This window comes from Synergistaceae bacterium (assembly GCA_017450125.1).
Taxonomy (GTDB): Bacteria; Synergistota; Synergistia; order Synergistales; family Aminobacteriaceae; genus JAFUXM01.
The window spans coordinates 54918-69169 of record JAFSWZ010000035.1 but is presented as its reverse complement, the minus strand read 5'-3'; the positions used below and the strand labels follow the sequence as shown (position 1 = coordinate 69169).

General features: G+C 54.0%; 20 protein-coding genes and 1 tRNA gene. 10 read left to right on the top strand and 11 right to left on the bottom strand.

The window, feature by feature from the left end; all coding sequences use genetic code 11:
• Positions 1–7 precede the first annotated feature (7 nt).
• From IJT02_08465 to IJT02_08425, 9 genes are all read left to right on the top strand, one after another.
• Positions 8–1234, top strand: coding sequence for a DUF3798 domain-containing protein (locus tag IJT02_08465; GenBank protein ID MBQ7544961.1), 1227 nt, complete (start codon positions 8–10; stop codon positions 1232–1234).
• A gap of 85 nt (positions 1235–1319) precedes the next feature.
• The gene (locus IJT02_08460) at positions 1320–2984 is read left to right on the top strand and encodes a sugar ABC transporter ATP-binding protein (protein ID MBQ7544960.1); all 1665 of its coding nucleotides are present in this window, start codon (positions 1320–1322) and stop codon (positions 2982–2984) included.
• On the top strand, positions 2981–4090 hold the full coding sequence (locus IJT02_08455; GenBank protein MBQ7544959.1) for an ABC transporter permease: 1110 nt from the start codon (positions 2981–2983) through the stop codon (positions 4088–4090). Before IJT02_08460 ends, IJT02_08455 begins: the two co-directional genes overlap by 4 nt.
• Position 4091: 1 nt before the next feature.
• A complete protein-coding gene (locus tag IJT02_08450) occupies positions 4092–5270 on the top strand; it encodes an ABC transporter permease (GenBank protein MBQ7544958.1) in 1179 nt (392 codons plus the stop codon).
• On the top strand, positions 5270–5767 hold the full coding sequence (locus IJT02_08445) for a hypothetical protein (protein MBQ7544957.1): 498 nt from the start codon (positions 5270–5272) through the stop codon (positions 5765–5767). Before IJT02_08450 ends, IJT02_08445 begins: the two co-directional genes overlap by 1 nt.
• A 51-nt stretch (positions 5768–5818) precedes the next feature.
• Positions 5819–5894: transfer RNA gene (locus IJT02_08440), tRNA-Ala, on the top strand.
• A gap of 183 nt (positions 5895–6077) precedes the next feature.
• On the top strand, positions 6078–7229 hold the full coding sequence (locus IJT02_08435) for an integrase arm-type DNA-binding domain-containing protein (protein ID MBQ7544956.1): 1152 nt from the start codon (positions 6078–6080) through the stop codon (positions 7227–7229).
• Positions 7230–7294: 65 nt separating this feature from the next.
• Complete coding sequence (locus tag IJT02_08430; GenBank protein ID MBQ7544955.1) at positions 7295–7486, top strand: hypothetical protein; 192 nt, start codon at positions 7295–7297, stop codon at positions 7484–7486.
• Positions 7487–7584: 98 nt separating this feature from the next.
• Positions 7585–7962, top strand: a complete 378-nt coding sequence (locus tag IJT02_08425; GenBank protein MBQ7544954.1) for a DUF2335 domain-containing protein — start codon at positions 7585–7587, stop codon at positions 7960–7962.
• A gap of 68 nt (positions 7963–8030) precedes the next feature.
• On the opposite strand, the gene IJT02_08420 is transcribed toward IJT02_08425, so the two are convergent.
• The 5 genes from IJT02_08420 to IJT02_08400 all read right to left on the bottom strand — a co-directional run bounded on the left by IJT02_08420 (position 8031) and on the right by IJT02_08400 (position 10672).
• Entirely contained in the window at positions 8031–8522 is a 492-nt protein-coding gene (locus IJT02_08420; GenBank protein MBQ7544953.1) for a gamma-glutamylcyclotransferase, read from the bottom strand.
• Complete coding sequence (locus IJT02_08415; protein MBQ7544952.1) at positions 8494–8733, bottom strand: DpnD/PcfM family protein; 240 nt, start codon at positions 8731–8733, stop codon at positions 8494–8496. Before IJT02_08415 ends, IJT02_08420 begins: the two co-directional genes overlap by 29 nt.
• Entirely contained in the window at positions 8733–9680 is a 948-nt protein-coding gene (locus IJT02_08410) for an amidoligase family protein (protein ID MBQ7544951.1), read from the bottom strand. The genes IJT02_08415 and IJT02_08410 overlap by 1 nt, the downstream gene beginning before the upstream one ends.
• A gap of 174 nt (positions 9681–9854) precedes the next feature.
• Positions 9855–10241 carry a hypothetical protein gene (locus tag IJT02_08405; GenBank protein MBQ7544950.1) on the bottom strand — a complete coding sequence of 129 codons (387 nt, stop codon included), beginning with the start codon at positions 10239–10241 and terminating at the stop codon, positions 9855–9857.
• 74 nt (positions 10242–10315) lie between these two features.
• A complete protein-coding gene (locus IJT02_08400; protein MBQ7544949.1) occupies positions 10316–10672 on the bottom strand; it encodes a hypothetical protein in 357 nt (118 codons plus the stop codon).
• A 140-nt stretch (positions 10673–10812) separates the two neighbouring features.
• On the opposite strand from IJT02_08400, the gene IJT02_08395 reads away from it, so the two are divergent.
• On the top strand, positions 10813–11208 hold the full coding sequence (locus IJT02_08395) for a helix-turn-helix domain-containing protein (GenBank protein ID MBQ7544948.1): 396 nt from the start codon (positions 10813–10815) through the stop codon (positions 11206–11208).
• A gap of 15 nt (positions 11209–11223) precedes the next feature.
• Here the strand turns inward: IJT02_08395 and IJT02_08390 are convergent, their stop codons facing one another.
• The 6 genes from IJT02_08390 to IJT02_08365 all read right to left on the bottom strand — a co-directional run bounded on the left by IJT02_08390 (position 11224) and on the right by IJT02_08365 (position 14127).
• Positions 11224–11478, bottom strand: a complete 255-nt coding sequence (locus IJT02_08390) for a hypothetical protein (GenBank protein MBQ7544947.1) — start codon at positions 11476–11478, stop codon at positions 11224–11226.
• An 80-nt stretch (positions 11479–11558) separates the two neighbouring features.
• The gene (locus IJT02_08385) at positions 11559–12002 is read right to left on the bottom strand and encodes a phage holin family protein (GenBank protein ID MBQ7544946.1); all 444 of its coding nucleotides are present in this window, start codon (positions 12000–12002) and stop codon (positions 11559–11561) included.
• A complete protein-coding gene (locus IJT02_08380; protein MBQ7544945.1) occupies positions 11999–12385 on the bottom strand; it encodes a DUF882 domain-containing protein in 387 nt (128 codons plus the stop codon). Before IJT02_08380 ends, IJT02_08385 begins: the two co-directional genes overlap by 4 nt.
• A gap of 72 nt (positions 12386–12457) precedes the next feature.
• Positions 12458–12592 (bottom strand): XkdX family protein, encoded by a 135-nt coding sequence (locus IJT02_08375; GenBank protein MBQ7544944.1) that lies wholly within the window; start codon positions 12590–12592, stop codon positions 12458–12460.
• Between the two features lie 12 nt (positions 12593–12604).
• Positions 12605–12952 (bottom strand): hypothetical protein, encoded by a 348-nt coding sequence (locus IJT02_08370; GenBank protein ID MBQ7544943.1) that lies wholly within the window; start codon positions 12950–12952, stop codon positions 12605–12607.
• A complete protein-coding gene (locus tag IJT02_08365; GenBank protein MBQ7544942.1) occupies positions 12889–14127 on the bottom strand; it encodes a hypothetical protein in 1239 nt (412 codons plus the stop codon). The genes IJT02_08370 and IJT02_08365 overlap by 64 nt, the downstream gene beginning before the upstream one ends.
• Positions 14128–14252 lie beyond the last annotated feature (125 nt).

Below are 14252 nucleotides of genomic sequence, written 5' to 3'. Positions count from 1 at the left end.
ATTATTCATGAAGCTGAAAGCAATACTTTCACTTGTGCTTGTCTGCGCAGTATCAGCCGGAGCAGTCTGGGCAGCAGAGCCCGCGAAGTTCCACATCGGAGTGATGACGGGAACAGTCTCCCAGAGCGAGGACGACCTCAGGGGCGCGGAACTGATGATTAAGATGTACGGCGACGCGAAGGACGGCGGAATGATTACGCACATCACGTACCCCGACAACTTCCCCAGCGAGCAGGAGACGACAATCAGCCAGATAGTCGGTCTCGCAGATGACCCGCTCATGAAGGTTATCGTCGTGAACCAGGCAGTTCCAGGCACAGCAGAGGCCTTCAGACGTGTACGCGAGAAGAGGAGCGACATCCTGCTTCTTGCCGGCGAACCCCACGAAGACCCCGGCGTAATCAGCGCGACAGCCGACATCGCGACGCACACTGACCACATCGGACGCGGCTACACGATTCCGCTCGGTGCACAGAAGATGGGCGCAAAGACGTTCGTACACATCTCCTTCCCGAGACACATGAGCTACGAGACTCTTGGCCTGCGCCGTGCAATCATGGAGGAAGCCTGCAAGGATCTCGGCATAAAGTTCGTGTTCGAGACAGCACCCGACCCGACGAGCGATGTAGGAATGGCCGGAGCTCAGCAGTACATCCTCGAGAACATGCCCGCATGGATCGAGAAGTACGGCAAGGACGCGGCGTTCTTCTGCACGAACGACGGACACACTGAGCCCCTGCTTCGCCAGATTGCGAGACTCGGCGGGTATTTCGTCGAGGCAGACCTTCCCTCACCGCTGATGGGTTATCCCGGAGCACTCGGAATCGACTTCACCGAAGAGAACGGCGACTGGCCCGCAATCCTCAAGAAGCTCGAGGACGCAGTGGTCAAGGCTGGAGGCGGCGGCAGAATGGGCACGTGGGCTTACTCGTGGGGCTACACGACAACGGCGGCTCTCGTGGAGTACGGCAAGCGTTACGTCGAAGGCACGTACACCGGCAAGATCGGCAGTGCTCAGGCACTCAAGGAGATGCGCGAGGCTTATGACGAGTTCTGCCCGGGCGCACACTGGGGCGGAAGCTACTTCGTCGATGCAGTCAGCGGCGTGAAGAACCCGCACTTCGTGCTTCTTCGTCAGGACACGTACGTTCTCGGCGGGACGTATCTCGGACTGGCGGATGTCGAGATACCCGAAAAGTATTTCCAGATACGCATGACCCCTGCCGCACAGTAACTGCAAGGCTGAAGCATTAACAGGCAACACTCAGGGAGTGCGCAAGGTAAAAGCTGACGCATTCCCTTTTTCTTATTAATGAGAGGTGATTTATTTGTTGTTACAGCTTGATCACGTAGGCAAAGAATTTTACGGCAACCGCGTACTGTCCGACATATCCTTCTCAGTGGATTCCGGCGAAATCATCGGCCTCGTCGGAGAGAACGGCGCAGGGAAATCGACCCTCCTCAACATAATTTTTGGGATGCCGGTAATCTCATCGACGGGCGGCTACGAGGGAGACATCCAGATTGACGGCCGGAAGGTGCACTTCACTTCACCGAATCAGGCACTTGCTCAGGGCATCGGCATGGTGCATCAGGAGTTCTCGTTAATACCCGGCTTCACGGCAACCGAGAACATTCTCCTGAACCGCGAACCCCTCAACGGCTCGCTGATGGATTATGTCTTCAGCGACAGGGTGTCGACGCTCGACCGCGACGCAATGAACCGCAGAGCCGCAGCAGCCCTGAACACTCTCGGCGTGAACGTCAGCCCCGACATGGTAGTGAGCGAAATGCCCGTCGGCTACAAGCAGTTCATCGAGATAGCCCGCGAGATTGACCGCAAGAACACACGGCTTCTGGTCCTCGACGAACCTACGGCAGTGCTGACTGAGCAGGAGGCGGAGATTCTGCTTTCTGCCCTCAGGAAACTTGCGCGCAAGGGCATAGCTATCGTGTTCATCTCACACAGGCTGAGCGAGGTCAAGGAACTCTGCAGCCGCATCATCGTTCTGAGGGACGGGCGGCTGATCACGGACGCTCCGGCGGAAGGCCTGACAACGCGCGAGATAGCGTCATTGATGGTCGGGCGTGAGAGCGAGCGCAGGGAGGACATCCCCGACATTCCAGAAGAGCCGCTCGAGGCTTCGACTGTTGATGAGACGCTAGCTGTTGCCCCGAAAAAGAAGAAGAAGCCCAAGCCTGCCCTCAAGGTCGAGCATCTGTGGGTGGACATGCCCGGCGAAACCGTGCGTGATGTGTCGTTCGAGGTGAAGAAGGGAGAAATTTTCGGCATCGGAGGCCTCGCGGGGCACGGCAAGCTCGGCATCCCCAACGGCATCATGGGGCTTTACCCTGCAGGCGGAAAGGTCAGGCTGTTCGGGAGACGCTTGACCCTCAACAGGCCGAGAGCAGCACTCAGCCGGAAGATGGCTTTTGTCAGCGAGGACAGGCGCGGAGTCGGGCTTCTGATGGACGAGCCGCTTGACTGGAACATTACATTCACGGCCATGCAGACGCAGGGAAGATTCCTCATCGGGATACCGTACATCTTCCAGATGAGGAACGAGCTCGCAATGGCGAAGGAGACCCGCAAGTTCATCGATTCTCTTGGCATAAAGTGCACAGGTCCGAAGCAGAAGGCAGGAGAACTTTCCGGCGGCAATCAGCAGAAAGTCTGCCTCGCAAAAGCGTTCGTGCTCCGTCCCGACATACTCTTAATCTGCGAACCCACACGAGGCATCGACATCGGCGCGAAAACTCTCGTCCTCGACACGCTCAAGAACTACAACAAGGAGAACGGCACAACGATAATCATCACCAGTTCCGAGCTCGAGGAGCTGCGGAGCGTGTGCGACCGTGTAGCGATTGTGGACAAGGGAGAGATCGCCGGAATTTTGCCCGCGTCAAGCCCGGCTGAAGAGTTCGGAATGTTGATGATGGGCGAGAAACGTCATGTCCGGCTGGATAAGGAGGCTGAAGAATGATTAGGAGATTTATTCAGAATGCAGGGTGGCCGAGAATAATCATCGCGCTGTTCCTGCTGGCATTGTTCATAGCTGCTCCGTTTGTGGGCGTGAGGGTTGACACGTCATTATCAAATACCCTCGTGCGCTTCGGAATGAACGGCGTAATGGTTCTGGCGATGATACCGATGGTGCAGGCAGGTTGCGGGCTGAACTTCGGCCTTCCTCTGGGGATAATTGCCGGTCTTCTGGGAGCGACTCTCTCCATCGAGTGGAACACCGAGATAATGACGCGTCTTGTCAGTTTCGCGGGAAGCCATCACATCACGTGGCTGACGCAGGAGTTCGTCGATGCGTGGCGCGAGCCCATCGGCTTTGCGTCGGCAATAATCATCGCCGTACCCATCGCGGCAGTTCTCGGCTGGTTCTACGGAAAGCTGTTGAACCGCGTTAAGGGCGACGAGATGATGATAGCTACCTACGTCGGGTTCTCGTCCGTGTCGTTCATGTGCATTGCGTGGCTTCTGCTCCCGTACAAGCATCCCACAATGGTCTGGGGTTACGCCGGAAGGGGCTTGCGTACGACAATAAGCGTTGAGGGTTACTGGCTTCACGTGCTGAGCGATTCTCTGTCCGTGAACATCAACGACCACTTGTACATTCCGACGGGTATGCTGATATTCTTTGCGGTGATGGCGGTGCTGGTGTGGATATTCATGCGCACAAAGACCGGCACAGCAATGACCGCCGCTGGCTCTAACCCTGAGTTTGCCCGCGCGTCCGGCGTGAACGTTGACCGTATGCGCACAATAAGCGTAATGCTCTCGACGGTTCTCGGTGCGATCGGAATTATCGTGTACGAGCAGAGCTTCGGGTTCATCCAGCTGTACATGGGGCCGTTCTACATGGCACTTCCTGCTGTTGCGTCGATACTTCTCGGAGGCGCGAGCGTCAACAAGGCCAGCATCCTGAATGTCATTGTGGGTACGTTCCTGTTTCAGGGCATTCTGACAATGACACCGAGCGTCATCAACAGCTACCTTCAGACGGACATGTCAGAGGTCATAAGGTTAATCGTGAGCAATGGAATGATCCTCTATGCTCTCACGAGAAAGGTGCGTGGCTAGAATGGTACGTAAACTTTTCGACATAATCGCACGCAACGCAGTTCCGGCAGTCTTCATCATAATATCTGCCTTCGCGATTCCTCTTTCCGGCTACTCAGCAGAATACCTTGTGCAGGAGTTATTGACGCGCATAGGGAGAAACTCCTTCCTGATTCTGTCGCTGCTGATTCCCATCATGGCAGGAATGGGCCTGAACTTCGGGATGGTTCTCGGAGCAATGGCCGGGCAGATTGGGTTACTCTTTATCTACGACTGGGGAGTCGTCGGCATTCCCGGAATGATTCTCGCCTGCCTCATCGGAACTCCTATCGCGATAGTTCTCGGCATCTTCTGCGGAGCTGTCCTCAACAGGGCAAAGGGGCGCGAAATGGTTACGAGCTACATTCTGGGCTTCTTCATCAACGGCGTGTATCAGATGGTTGTGCTGTACCTTATGGGCTGGGTGATTCCAATCACTAACCCGACGCTTCTGCTCTCGAGGGGTTACGGAGTCCGCAACGCAGTAAGCCTCGTGGGGATACGCGGAGTGCTCGACAACCTGATACCGACAATTATTGCAGGTACTGACGGCGCAAAGAACTTCATGAACATGCAGGGAGTCAATTCATTCTTCGTGATGCACCTTCCGTTCCTGAAGGCCTCAATCAGGATTCCTCTGGGAACGCTTATCGTTATTGCTCTGTTCTGCGCGTTCATTGTGTGGTTCAAGAAGACGAAGCTCGGCCAAGACATGCGGGCAATCGGCCAGAACCAGGCAGTGGCAGACAGTGCAGGAATCGCCGTGAACAGGACGCGAATCATCGCAATCATTATCTCGACGGTGCTTGCGTGCTACGGGCAGATAATCTACCTACAGAACATGGGAACTCTCAACACCTACAACAGCCACGACCAGACTGGAATGTTCTCAATCGCGGCACTGCTCATCGGCGGGGCGAGCGTCTCACATGCCAGCATCGCAAATGTCTTTGTGGGAGTGATTCTGTTCCACCTGATGTTCATCGTCGCGCCTGTGGCGGGCAAGAACCTTGTCGGTGATGCGCAGATCGGCGAATACTTCCGGGTGTTCGTGTCGTACGGGATAATAGCAATCTCGCTGGTTCTTCACGCATGGAGGCGCAACCGCGAACGCGAGGCCTCGAGGAGAAGTCTTCGCGGGAACAAAGGAGGCGAAGCGTAATGTTCGAGGAGTACCTTAACGAGTTCATGACGATGTTCTGGCAGAAGCCGGAGCTGTACACGGCCTGCGGAATAGCAATCCTGTTCGTCCTGCTGTACCTGCTGAGGGACATAGGGTTCTTCCGCTTCCTGTTCAGGTGGCTTCAGAGGCTGATACTGATTGCGGCACTGTGCGGGCTGGGCTTCTGGATGTTCTGGATAGGCAGGGAACACAGGGTCTTTCTGGACAACAAGACGCTCGGGGACTACGCGGCACTTGCGCAGGTGAACGTAAGCGTGAACGGCGGGGAAGCTGCGGAGCTCATGGCGCGCGAGCGTGATGTGAGGAGTGCGGTCGGGCCGGAGTTCGAGCTTCGGGCGGAAGTGTTTGACGACAACGGCGAGGTAGTGAACCGCATAACGAGGACGATACGGCCGGGCTGCAGCAAGGACATCATGATAAGCCTTCCTGCTCTGGCGGGAGGTTCTGAGAAGTTCATAGTACCTGCTCCGAGATAATGATTTGACAAGAAGGGTAACGGGGCATAAAATATCCCTTGTTGCTTAACTGGGGCTGTAGCGCAGTTGGGAGCGCGCGACATTCGCATTGTCGAGGCCGGGAGTTCGAATCTCCTCAGCTCCACCAGAGACTAACACGGCAAAGACCGACGAAATAAATAAACCCGCTGAAGAGGCGGGTTTTCTGCTATCATTACTCCGAGAATAATCGGCAAAAATTGCCTAAAGCCCACACATGACCGTACAAGAAACCGTACAACGCAATCACCGTACCGTCTTTGTACGGTCTCGAAGAAAGGAGTAATGAACAATGCTGACAGAGTTACAGGTCAAGAACGCAAAGCCTCGTGAACACAGCTACATGGTGCGTGATGATAAAGGGCTGTATCTTCGGGTTGACCCATCAGGGCGCAAATATTGGATTCTGCGTTACTGGGAAAACAACAAGGAGCATAAATTATCGCTCGGCCCGTATCCTGATTTATCCCTTAAAGATGCCCGCATAAAACGTGATGAGATTCAGATGGCCAGAGCCAAAGGAGAGAGTCCCACGCTGAAAACGGCCAGAGTCCCGCAAACATTCTCCGATGCCGCTGATGAATGGCTGACCGTCCGCATGAAAGACAAAGCAGAGAGCTACCTGCGCACTGTCCGCTTCCGTCTCGAGAAATACATACTGCCCGCGCTCGGGTCTTGGCCGCTCCGAGAGATAACGTCGGGAAATATTCTGCAGGTTTGCCGGAGCATTGAGGATACAGGGCATGATGAGACGGCTAAACGCGTGAAGACCGTTATCGGGCAGATATATCGCTATGCCATAGCCGCAGGGTACACCGACAGCGATCCGACCGCCGCGCTTCTAGGAGCACTCCGGCCACGCAACAACAAGCACTACGCAACTCTCACGAATCCCGCCGATATAGCAATCCTGATGCGGGCAATGAAGGCTTACCCTTACACGGTGATGCGCTGTGCAATGCTCTTCTCTGTGTATACGTTCGCACGTCCGGGAGAGGTTCGCTCTGCAGAATGGTCGGAAATTAAGGGCGATGTCTGGGACATTCCTGCGGGCAAGATGAAGATGAAGCGTCGCCATATAGTCCCGCTGTCCGTGCAGGTGAAGGCTGTGCTTGAGGAACTGAGGCCGATAACGGGCAACGGCCGCTGGCTGTTCCCGACTCCTCGCAACAACGGGCACTGTATGTCGGAGAATGGAGTCAGGGTCGCACTTCGGACAATCGGTTTCACAAAGGAGCAAATCACGCCGCACGGCTTCCGGGCAATGTTCTCAACAATCGCCAATGAACACGGGATCAACCGCGACGTAATCGAGCGACAGCTTGCACACGTTGAGGAAAACACGGTGCGCGGGGCATACAATCACGCAGAATACATGCCGGAGAGAATCAAGCTGATGCAGTGGTGGGCTGATTACTTGGACGGGTTATCTTGCCCTTCCTGACTTGGCCGTTTTGCTAAAATTTATTCAACAGCTTCATTATTGTCTTGAGGAAAGGATGGTTCATAATGACAGATTTTTTGTTTGCGCGTCCTACCTTCTGGTCTGGAATGGGGGCTGTCCTTGATTTGGGCGGCACAATGGTAATGTTCAACGAGTCCGCATCTCCTGAAGAGGCGGATAATCTGGCACTCGCTAATGACTGGGCGGCTGTGGGTAATGACATACGCAGTGCAATGGCGCAGGTGGCTCTGGCCTGATTGGAGAGAATATGCCTAAGAATACCACACCTAAACCTGTACGTAAGTAGGAAGTCCAGACTCCGGCAGAACTCAATATCGTAGCCGCTTCACAATCATTGAGTTACAGCAGTCCTCTTCCCCCTTCAAACGAGATGGCCGGGTACGAGAAAGTGTGTCCTGGTTCTGCGGATCGTATACTCAAGATGGCAGAGCAACAGGCGACGCACCGGCAAAATATCGAGATGATAGCGGTGAAGACTTCAAGCGAACGGAGTCTCTTGGGAGTAAAGTACGCGTTCTACATAGCAATTGCCGCATTTGTTCTCTCAGGGGTATGTTTTTGTCTGGGAGAAATGATAGCGGGCGGCGCAATTTTTGGCGGGACTCTTGTATCTCTTGTAGGAGTTTTCATACATGGCACAAATTCTAATAGGCATGAACGCGAGGAAAAGTGGGAGAAAGCGCATCAAGTCAAGAATCCTCCTGCAGAATAAAAACGGTCTCCAATCACGGAGGCCGTCATCGAACGAAACGCAGTACTCACGGAGCAACGTGGTACTACTTAATGAGGCTGTACACGCACGGAGGCTTCCATTACTGCCTCGCTCAGGATTTTACCATCAAACCCAAAAGTCTCGTACCCTTCATGCAACACTGAATAGTAGTACTTGCTGGGCATTGGGTTAATTCCCCGTGTCTCTGCCGCTGTCTTCGTCATGATGTACACCATCGCGGTAAGCTCGCCTAAGTCCTGCCCGTCAAGCGACGTAACATCAACCTTCAGGTTCTTCTTGACGTAGAAGCTCGGGAAGCCTTCATACCTGTCGAGACTCTTTTCATCCTGCGCTGAAATCTTCCAGACCAGCACCGGCACTGAATACCCCTTGCACTTCTCGATTGTCGCAAACTGCCGGAACAACAGCCGCCATCCCTTGAGCATCCCTGTACCAACAATCACAGCGTCTGGTGTCCGCACTCTCATCTGCTCAACGGATAAGTTGCTCCCGTACGCGATATAATACCTGTCAGCCATTCGTTGCCGCTCCTTTCCCATAGTCGAATCCTTCGATGATTTTACCCTCGCAAGCTCCTAGCCCCTCGCCCAGCACGTCCATTTCTGCGCCCGCAAAGTCGTTTTCGTCAAGGATAATTTCCGTGTTGTTCCATGCATCCCATGCCCGCTGGTGAGCCTCCCGCTCATTGAGGGCTTCGACGGAGACTACCTTTCGGTACATCTCCGTCATTGCTACCCTGTATACCTTCATTAGTGCCTCCATGCTCCGTCGCCGCTTACGTTCCGCAAAAGGAGTGTTCTTGCGGTCTTGAACTCCGCCCCGATGAAGCCCAGTCTCAGCATCCAGCAGCGGAATGCGTACTTCTCATTCTCCCTCTGCTGGGGCTTCGGTCTCGCACTCTTGAGCTCCTTCGCAAGCTGGCTCATCGCAAGGCAGAGCTGAATGTAGGCCTTGAGCTGTCCGCAGTGTATTCCGCCCTTCTTGCCGTCGTGGGGTTCGTCGAACTGGAACAACCGGAACTCTATCGTGCCTTTCGTGAAGCAGGCGTGCAGGTTCAGCATGTGATAGCGGCTGTTATTGTAGTGTTCATCGCGGCGGTAATTCGCTCCGTTGCCCTCGTACCAGATGTCCGCAAGCTGGCTCATGGTCTGGGGCTTCTGCGCGTTGAGCCTGTCCAGGAATGCGCGGCTGACTGTCTGGCAGTACCCCGCAACTCTGTGCTCGGAAATCTTGATTGCCCGGCCTATCTGCTCTTCGTGCGCGGCCATCATGTTCGCCAAATTGGTGAGCGTCTGCGCTGTGTGGTCTCCGGCTTCGCTCTTGAGGCCTACGTGGATGTGAACTCCGCATCCCCTTGATGCACTGCTCTGTGCTCCGGCCTTCCTGAGTACCCGAAGCAGTCCCTGCAATGTTTCGATGTCCTCGTAGCGCAGGATCGGCGTAACAAGCTCGCACTTCTCGTCGTCGTTGCCCTGAATGCTCACATCCTTCTGGAATTTCCATTCGCGGCTCTCTGCGTCCCATGCGCTCCACGTTGAATAACCGTTGCGCCCGGCTGTGCACTCGTACTGGTGCGTCCCGAAGAAATCGGCGGCAACCATTGCGGCGTTCTTGCGCGTGATGCCGTTCATCTCAACTTCTACACCGATTGTCTGCTTCTTCATGTTCGCTATCTGTGCTGCTGTCTTGTCCGTCATAATTCCTTGCTCCTTCTTGATGTTTACTGCGTTTCCGCGTTCGATGGTTGTAGTATAACTCTGAAAGAGTATTATGCAAGTCCATTATTCAATCTTTTTCGCAGAATATAACGCGGAATTTCAGGGCAAAGAAAAACGGCGGGAAGACTCACCGCCGCCTGACAGTCTGGCCGCCTACACTGCCCTCACTAATAGCGCAGGAACTTCCTTGCCGTTGAAGCCCTTGATGTTTACCTTGTCCCTCGCCACAAAACCGAGTTTCTTGAACGCGGCTAGGGTTGATGTTACGCCGGCCGGAGCTAACGTAGGGGAAAGCGTGAACTCCGTGATACCGTGTTTGCGCAGTGACGAGACTATATCCGCCACGTCTTCAGGATCAAGATCGTCCCCGAAATTAATCCTGCTGTTCCCGTCCTTCTTGCTCCAGCAGTACGCGCTGAACACTATCGGGTTAATCCCTGCTTCTGCTTTGTAGCGACACTCACCGTAATTGATGAGGTCTTCCATGAGGCAATCGAAGATAACCTCAAACTCCCGTACGAACACCGCTTTTGTCTGCATCGTCTTCTTCTCCTTCTTGATGATTACCGTGTTTCCGCCGACCGTATTAGGGTTAAAGCGGGGGATGTTCCCCGCTATGCTACCTGCATGAGGATTGCCGGCACAACGCCGAGCGATTGATAGCGCGTCCTCACCTGCACCATGCCCCTGATGAATACTCCGAGCTCCTGAAAGGCTGTCAGCACGTCTATCAGGTTTCCCTGATGCACTGAGATCGTGAACTCCCTGATGCCCGCCTTGCGCATTGTGTCCGCTATCACCTTGATGTCCTCGTCCCAGATTACATCGTTGAAGTCCAGCCTTGCGTTTCCTGCTGCCTTGTTGGCCTTGCAGGCCTTCAGTATTGTCCAGTTGTCGCTGGCCTCGTCGAAGTTCCTGCCGCCGCTGAGGATTTCCTCGTACTCCCGGATTACTACTGCTTCCTTTGCCATTGTTCGTTCTCCTTCCTTGTGATTACTGCGTTTCCGCTTGATGAACACAGTATAACTCTCAAAACGTAGTATGCAAGTCTTTATTTAATGCTAAACGGTGATATAATGCTGGTCATAACGCAAAGAGGAGGATTAGTGCAGTGGATATTAAGGATTTGGTATCGGTCGAGGAAGCCGCAAAAATTTTAGGCTACAGGAACAGCTCCATAACGCTGCTGTGCCGACAGGGGAAAATGGAAGGGGCGTTCAGGATCGGGCATCAGTGGATGATACCGAAGGCAACAATCGAGAGTTACGAGAGGAATCCGCGCGGGTTTGCGGCAATGTGGCAGAACAGGCGCAAGGCTGAGGAGGCAGAGCTTGAGGCGGAAATAGCCGCTGAAGGGAGCAAGGCTGAAATGAGCGGGGATAAAGAAGGCCTCGAACGTGAAATCTTGCAGTGCATGAGAGTCCTGATCAGGAAACTTCACAGGCTTGACGGGATTATCGCTGGAGAGGCGGCCAAGAATAACGCACAGGAAAAGGCCAAGTCCTAACCTGTGCGCCTTACGTTACTTCCACGCCCGAAAGTAGTGCGTCTTGCCCCAGCTGTCGGTCGTGATTAGCCGGGCGTAATCCTTTGTCTCGCGGTCTAGCTGAAACCGGCTGAACAGTCGCAGCTTATTCAGCTTCTCGACAAGCTCTGCGCCCGTTACGCTTTCTTCCGTTGCGTCCTGAATTGCTATCACGCTGCAGTTGTCCTTGTGGAACATTATCGACAGACTTTCGGGCACTCCGTTAATGTCGAAAATTTCCGGGTTCTTCATCGCGGGTAAACCTCCTCGTTCATCATAATCTCTGTGTATGTTCACTCTGATTCGGGTTTCCCGCAAGGGGCTTCCTGCCGCTAATCTTCCTCGTCCTGCGGGGTATTCTTGCTTATCAGCTGTTTGTTCCTCCACGCAAGGAAACGCTCCTTCAGGCCTTCAGGAACGGGTGCGCCCAAGTCTATTGCGTTCTCTGTGATGCTCAGGCCTTCGTTGGCGATGTAGAAGCAAATCACCGCGTCCCTAAGCACGTCATTGTGCCCCAACAGCTCAATGTGCATCTCGTTGTCGATGACGTTAGCTATCCCGACGAAGAGGAACATGCAGACCTTCTTAGCAATGCCGCGAAAGCCGATCTCACTGCACCACTTCTTCAGGGCAAAGCCCTTCATGACCCCTGTGATGTAATCGATGACCATGAGCAGGAAGAGCACGACCACGCCGCCTTTAATGCCGCCGATGAACCACGACAGGAAGCCTCCCGCGAGGGCAACGCCTGTGTTGATGTAATAGTTCGCGCTCATAGCGAGACCTCAAAGACTTTGCCGCTCGGCCTGGTGTCAAGGTCAATGTGAACGAAATTCTTGTTGGGGTAATAGATGCAGTATCCCAGCTCCGGGAGCCTGCCCGCGAGAAAGAGTTTGTGAACCGCCAGCAGAATGGAGAGCGCGCCGCCTGCTGAGCTGAGGTCAGCGGCCTTGCCCATAGTGTGGCGGGAAGCCTTAGCCTTGCTCACCTTTGCGTTGTGCTTCGGGCATCTGTACCCACTGTTGATTCTGACGGCCTGCCCAAGTTCGTCGCGTATCTTCTGGCACATGTTCAGGACGGGCTGCTGAATCTCGTTCTTTCCGCATCCGCAATGACATGTGAACTCCGCAGCCTTGAAATTCTTCGTATCGTTAGCCATTCTTATACCTCCCAAATAACACGAAAGCAGGGAGACCCGCACTGAGCCTCCCCGCAAAAAATAACTGCCCGGTTATTCTCCGAGCAGTCCCTTTCCCGTTATTGCCTTGAACTCTTCCGCCGTGATTACGTTCTTTGCGACCGCCTCACGCACTCTGTGTTCGTCCCACACGCCAGCGTCGTAATACTTCTTGATCTTCTCGAACATTGCCTTCACCTCCTACAGTTCCACGCCCGTCATCATCGCGATGTAGTCGATATCCCCGCGATTCCTGAGAGCCTCAAGCTCTGCCGCCGGAATCTCCCTCAGCACGAAGTAGTAGCCGTCCTCGCACCCATGTGTCGCCTGCGTATAGTGCGCAATCTGCACAAGCTCCATGTTGTGGTGCGTACCAATGAGTCCTGCTTCGTCGGCCTCTGCGTCGCCCTCAATGATTACCTTCGAGAGCTTGCCCCTGAATGTGTCCGCTGTTACTTCCTTCTTGCTGACGAAGTTATTTCCGTTCAGCCCCAATCCGCTGAGCTGTGTTCCATCAGCCAGCGTAACCGTGAATGTCCCTTTTTCCATTTCGGTCTCCTCCTAAATAGCCTGATAAACAGGTCTGTCATGTTATAAATTTGGCGGTGCGACATCCTGCGAAAGTTGCCGCCCAGCCAGCTCTTGAAAATATTTTCTATCTCGCTGTACGTTATCTTCCCCGCGTCAAGCAGCCTCTTGTAGGCTTTCAGCTTTCTGCGCTCTCTCGTTATGCTCTTGGGGTTAATCTTGCGGATCACCCGCCCTGTTTCCGTGAGGCTGTAGCCGTTCTGCAAGTGCCGATAGAAGCCGGAGAGTTTTACAATCCGTGTCTTGCGCTCGTTGAGGATTATCCCGAACTCATGAGCTATCACTCTCAGCCCGTCAAGCAGAGTCCTCAATTCCTCGCGGCTGTCCGAGATTGCATAGAAGTCATCGGTGTACCTGCCGTAGCCCTCAATACCCGCGACAATCTTCGCGTAGTTGTCGAAGCGGTAAGGGTAAATCAGGCCGATGTTCTGGGAAATCTGGTTGCCGATGTCCACGCCCTTATCGAGGAATTTCTGCCCTGTCAGTGTCGCGGAATCAGCGTGAAGGTTCAGCATCGGGTCAACCTTTCCGTCCATCATGGCCTGAATCTCTGCGTCCGTGAACCTGCTCACGTCTACCCGGAACGTCCCGAATATCCGTGCAATCAGGCCTAATGTGTATCTCAGCTCGTCGGGATTCTCAACGGAGCGTGAGAGGAATTGCGCCAAAACCGAGCGGCATTTACCGTGCGGAATGTTTGCGTAATAGCCCGTGAAGTCTCCCAGCAGAATGTAGCCGTCATTGCTCCCGTGCCTCATGAAGAATTTGTGCAGGTGAGCCTCAAACCGTCTGCGGTGAAAATCTACACCCTTACCCTTCTGCGAAGCTCCGTTGTCGTAAATCAGGAACTTGCTCAGTGCAGGGGTAAGAATGCCGTCGCAGATAATGTGATTGACGGTCTTATCAGCCATTGAATTACTGGTAATGTATCTGGGTTTTCCGCGCTCGCGGATAAGGAATCTGCTGCCCTCAGTCGGTGTGTATGTGCCTTCAAGCAGGGACTTCTGGAGCATTGCCGTATAAAGCAGATGGTTCATCTCGAACAGCTGGGTAGCATACTTGAAGTTGCTGCCCCTCATCGCCTTTGTACCGGCCTCATAGATTACGTTAGCGTCAAGAAAAATATTCTCGTCCATAAAGAAAAACCGCCCTGTAGCTGTATTAGTCGTAACTAACAGCGTGGCGATTGGCATTTATGCACCCGAAGGCGCAAAGGATGTCTTTTCCTTCCCTTCACCCGTACACGGAAACTGTGTCCGAT

What these genes read in the sequence shown, in the direction of transcription:
- IJT02_08390 (MBQ7544947.1), bottom strand. Translation starts at nt 11,478, where the DNA reads ATGAAGAACCCGGAAATTTTCGACATTAACGGAGTGCCCGAAAGTCTG.
- IJT02_08420 (MBQ7544953.1), bottom strand. Translation starts at nt 8,522, where the DNA reads ATGGGAAAGGAGCGGCAACGAATGGCTGACAGGTATTATATCGCGTAC.
- IJT02_08455 (MBQ7544959.1), top strand. Translation starts at nt 2,981, where the DNA reads ATGATTAGGAGATTTATTCAGAATGCAGGGTGGCCGAGAATAATCATC.
- IJT02_08405 (MBQ7544950.1), bottom strand. Translation starts at nt 10,241, where the DNA reads ATGCAGACAAAAGCGGTGTTCGTACGGGAGTTTGAGGTTATCTTCGAT.
- IJT02_08365 (MBQ7544942.1), bottom strand. Translation starts at nt 14,127, where the DNA reads ATGGACGAGAATATTTTTCTTGACGCTAACGTAATCTATGAGGCCGGT.
- IJT02_08400 (MBQ7544949.1), bottom strand. Translation starts at nt 10,672, where the DNA reads ATGGCAAAGGAAGCAGTAGTAATCCGGGAGTACGAGGAAATCCTCAGC.
- IJT02_08385 (MBQ7544946.1), bottom strand. Translation starts at nt 12,002, where the DNA reads ATGAGCGCGAACTATTACATCAACACAGGCGTTGCCCTCGCGGGAGGC.
- IJT02_08450 (MBQ7544958.1), top strand. Translation starts at nt 4,092, where the DNA reads ATGGTACGTAAACTTTTCGACATAATCGCACGCAACGCAGTTCCGGCA.
- IJT02_08435 (MBQ7544956.1), top strand. Translation starts at nt 6,078, where the DNA reads ATGCTGACAGAGTTACAGGTCAAGAACGCAAAGCCTCGTGAACACAGC.
- IJT02_08445 (MBQ7544957.1), top strand. Translation starts at nt 5,270, where the DNA reads ATGTTCGAGGAGTACCTTAACGAGTTCATGACGATGTTCTGGCAGAAG.
- IJT02_08410 (MBQ7544951.1), bottom strand. Translation starts at nt 9,680, where the DNA reads ATGACGGACAAGACAGCAGCACAGATAGCGAACATGAAGAAGCAGACA.
- IJT02_08430 (MBQ7544955.1), top strand. Translation starts at nt 7,295, where the DNA reads ATGACAGATTTTTTGTTTGCGCGTCCTACCTTCTGGTCTGGAATGGGG.
- IJT02_08370 (MBQ7544943.1), bottom strand. Translation starts at nt 12,952, where the DNA reads ATGGAAAAAGGGACATTCACGGTTACGCTGGCTGATGGAACACAGCTC.
- IJT02_08465 (MBQ7544961.1), top strand. Translation starts at nt 8, where the DNA reads ATGAAGCTGAAAGCAATACTTTCACTTGTGCTTGTCTGCGCAGTATCA.
- IJT02_08415 (MBQ7544952.1), bottom strand. Translation starts at nt 8,733, where the DNA reads ATGAAGGTATACAGGGTAGCAATGACGGAGATGTACCGAAAGGTAGTC.
- IJT02_08375 (MBQ7544944.1), bottom strand. Translation starts at nt 12,592, where the DNA reads ATGTTCGAGAAGATCAAGAAGTATTACGACGCTGGCGTGTGGGACGAA.
- IJT02_08380 (MBQ7544945.1), bottom strand. Translation starts at nt 12,385, where the DNA reads ATGGCTAACGATACGAAGAATTTCAAGGCTGCGGAGTTCACATGTCAT.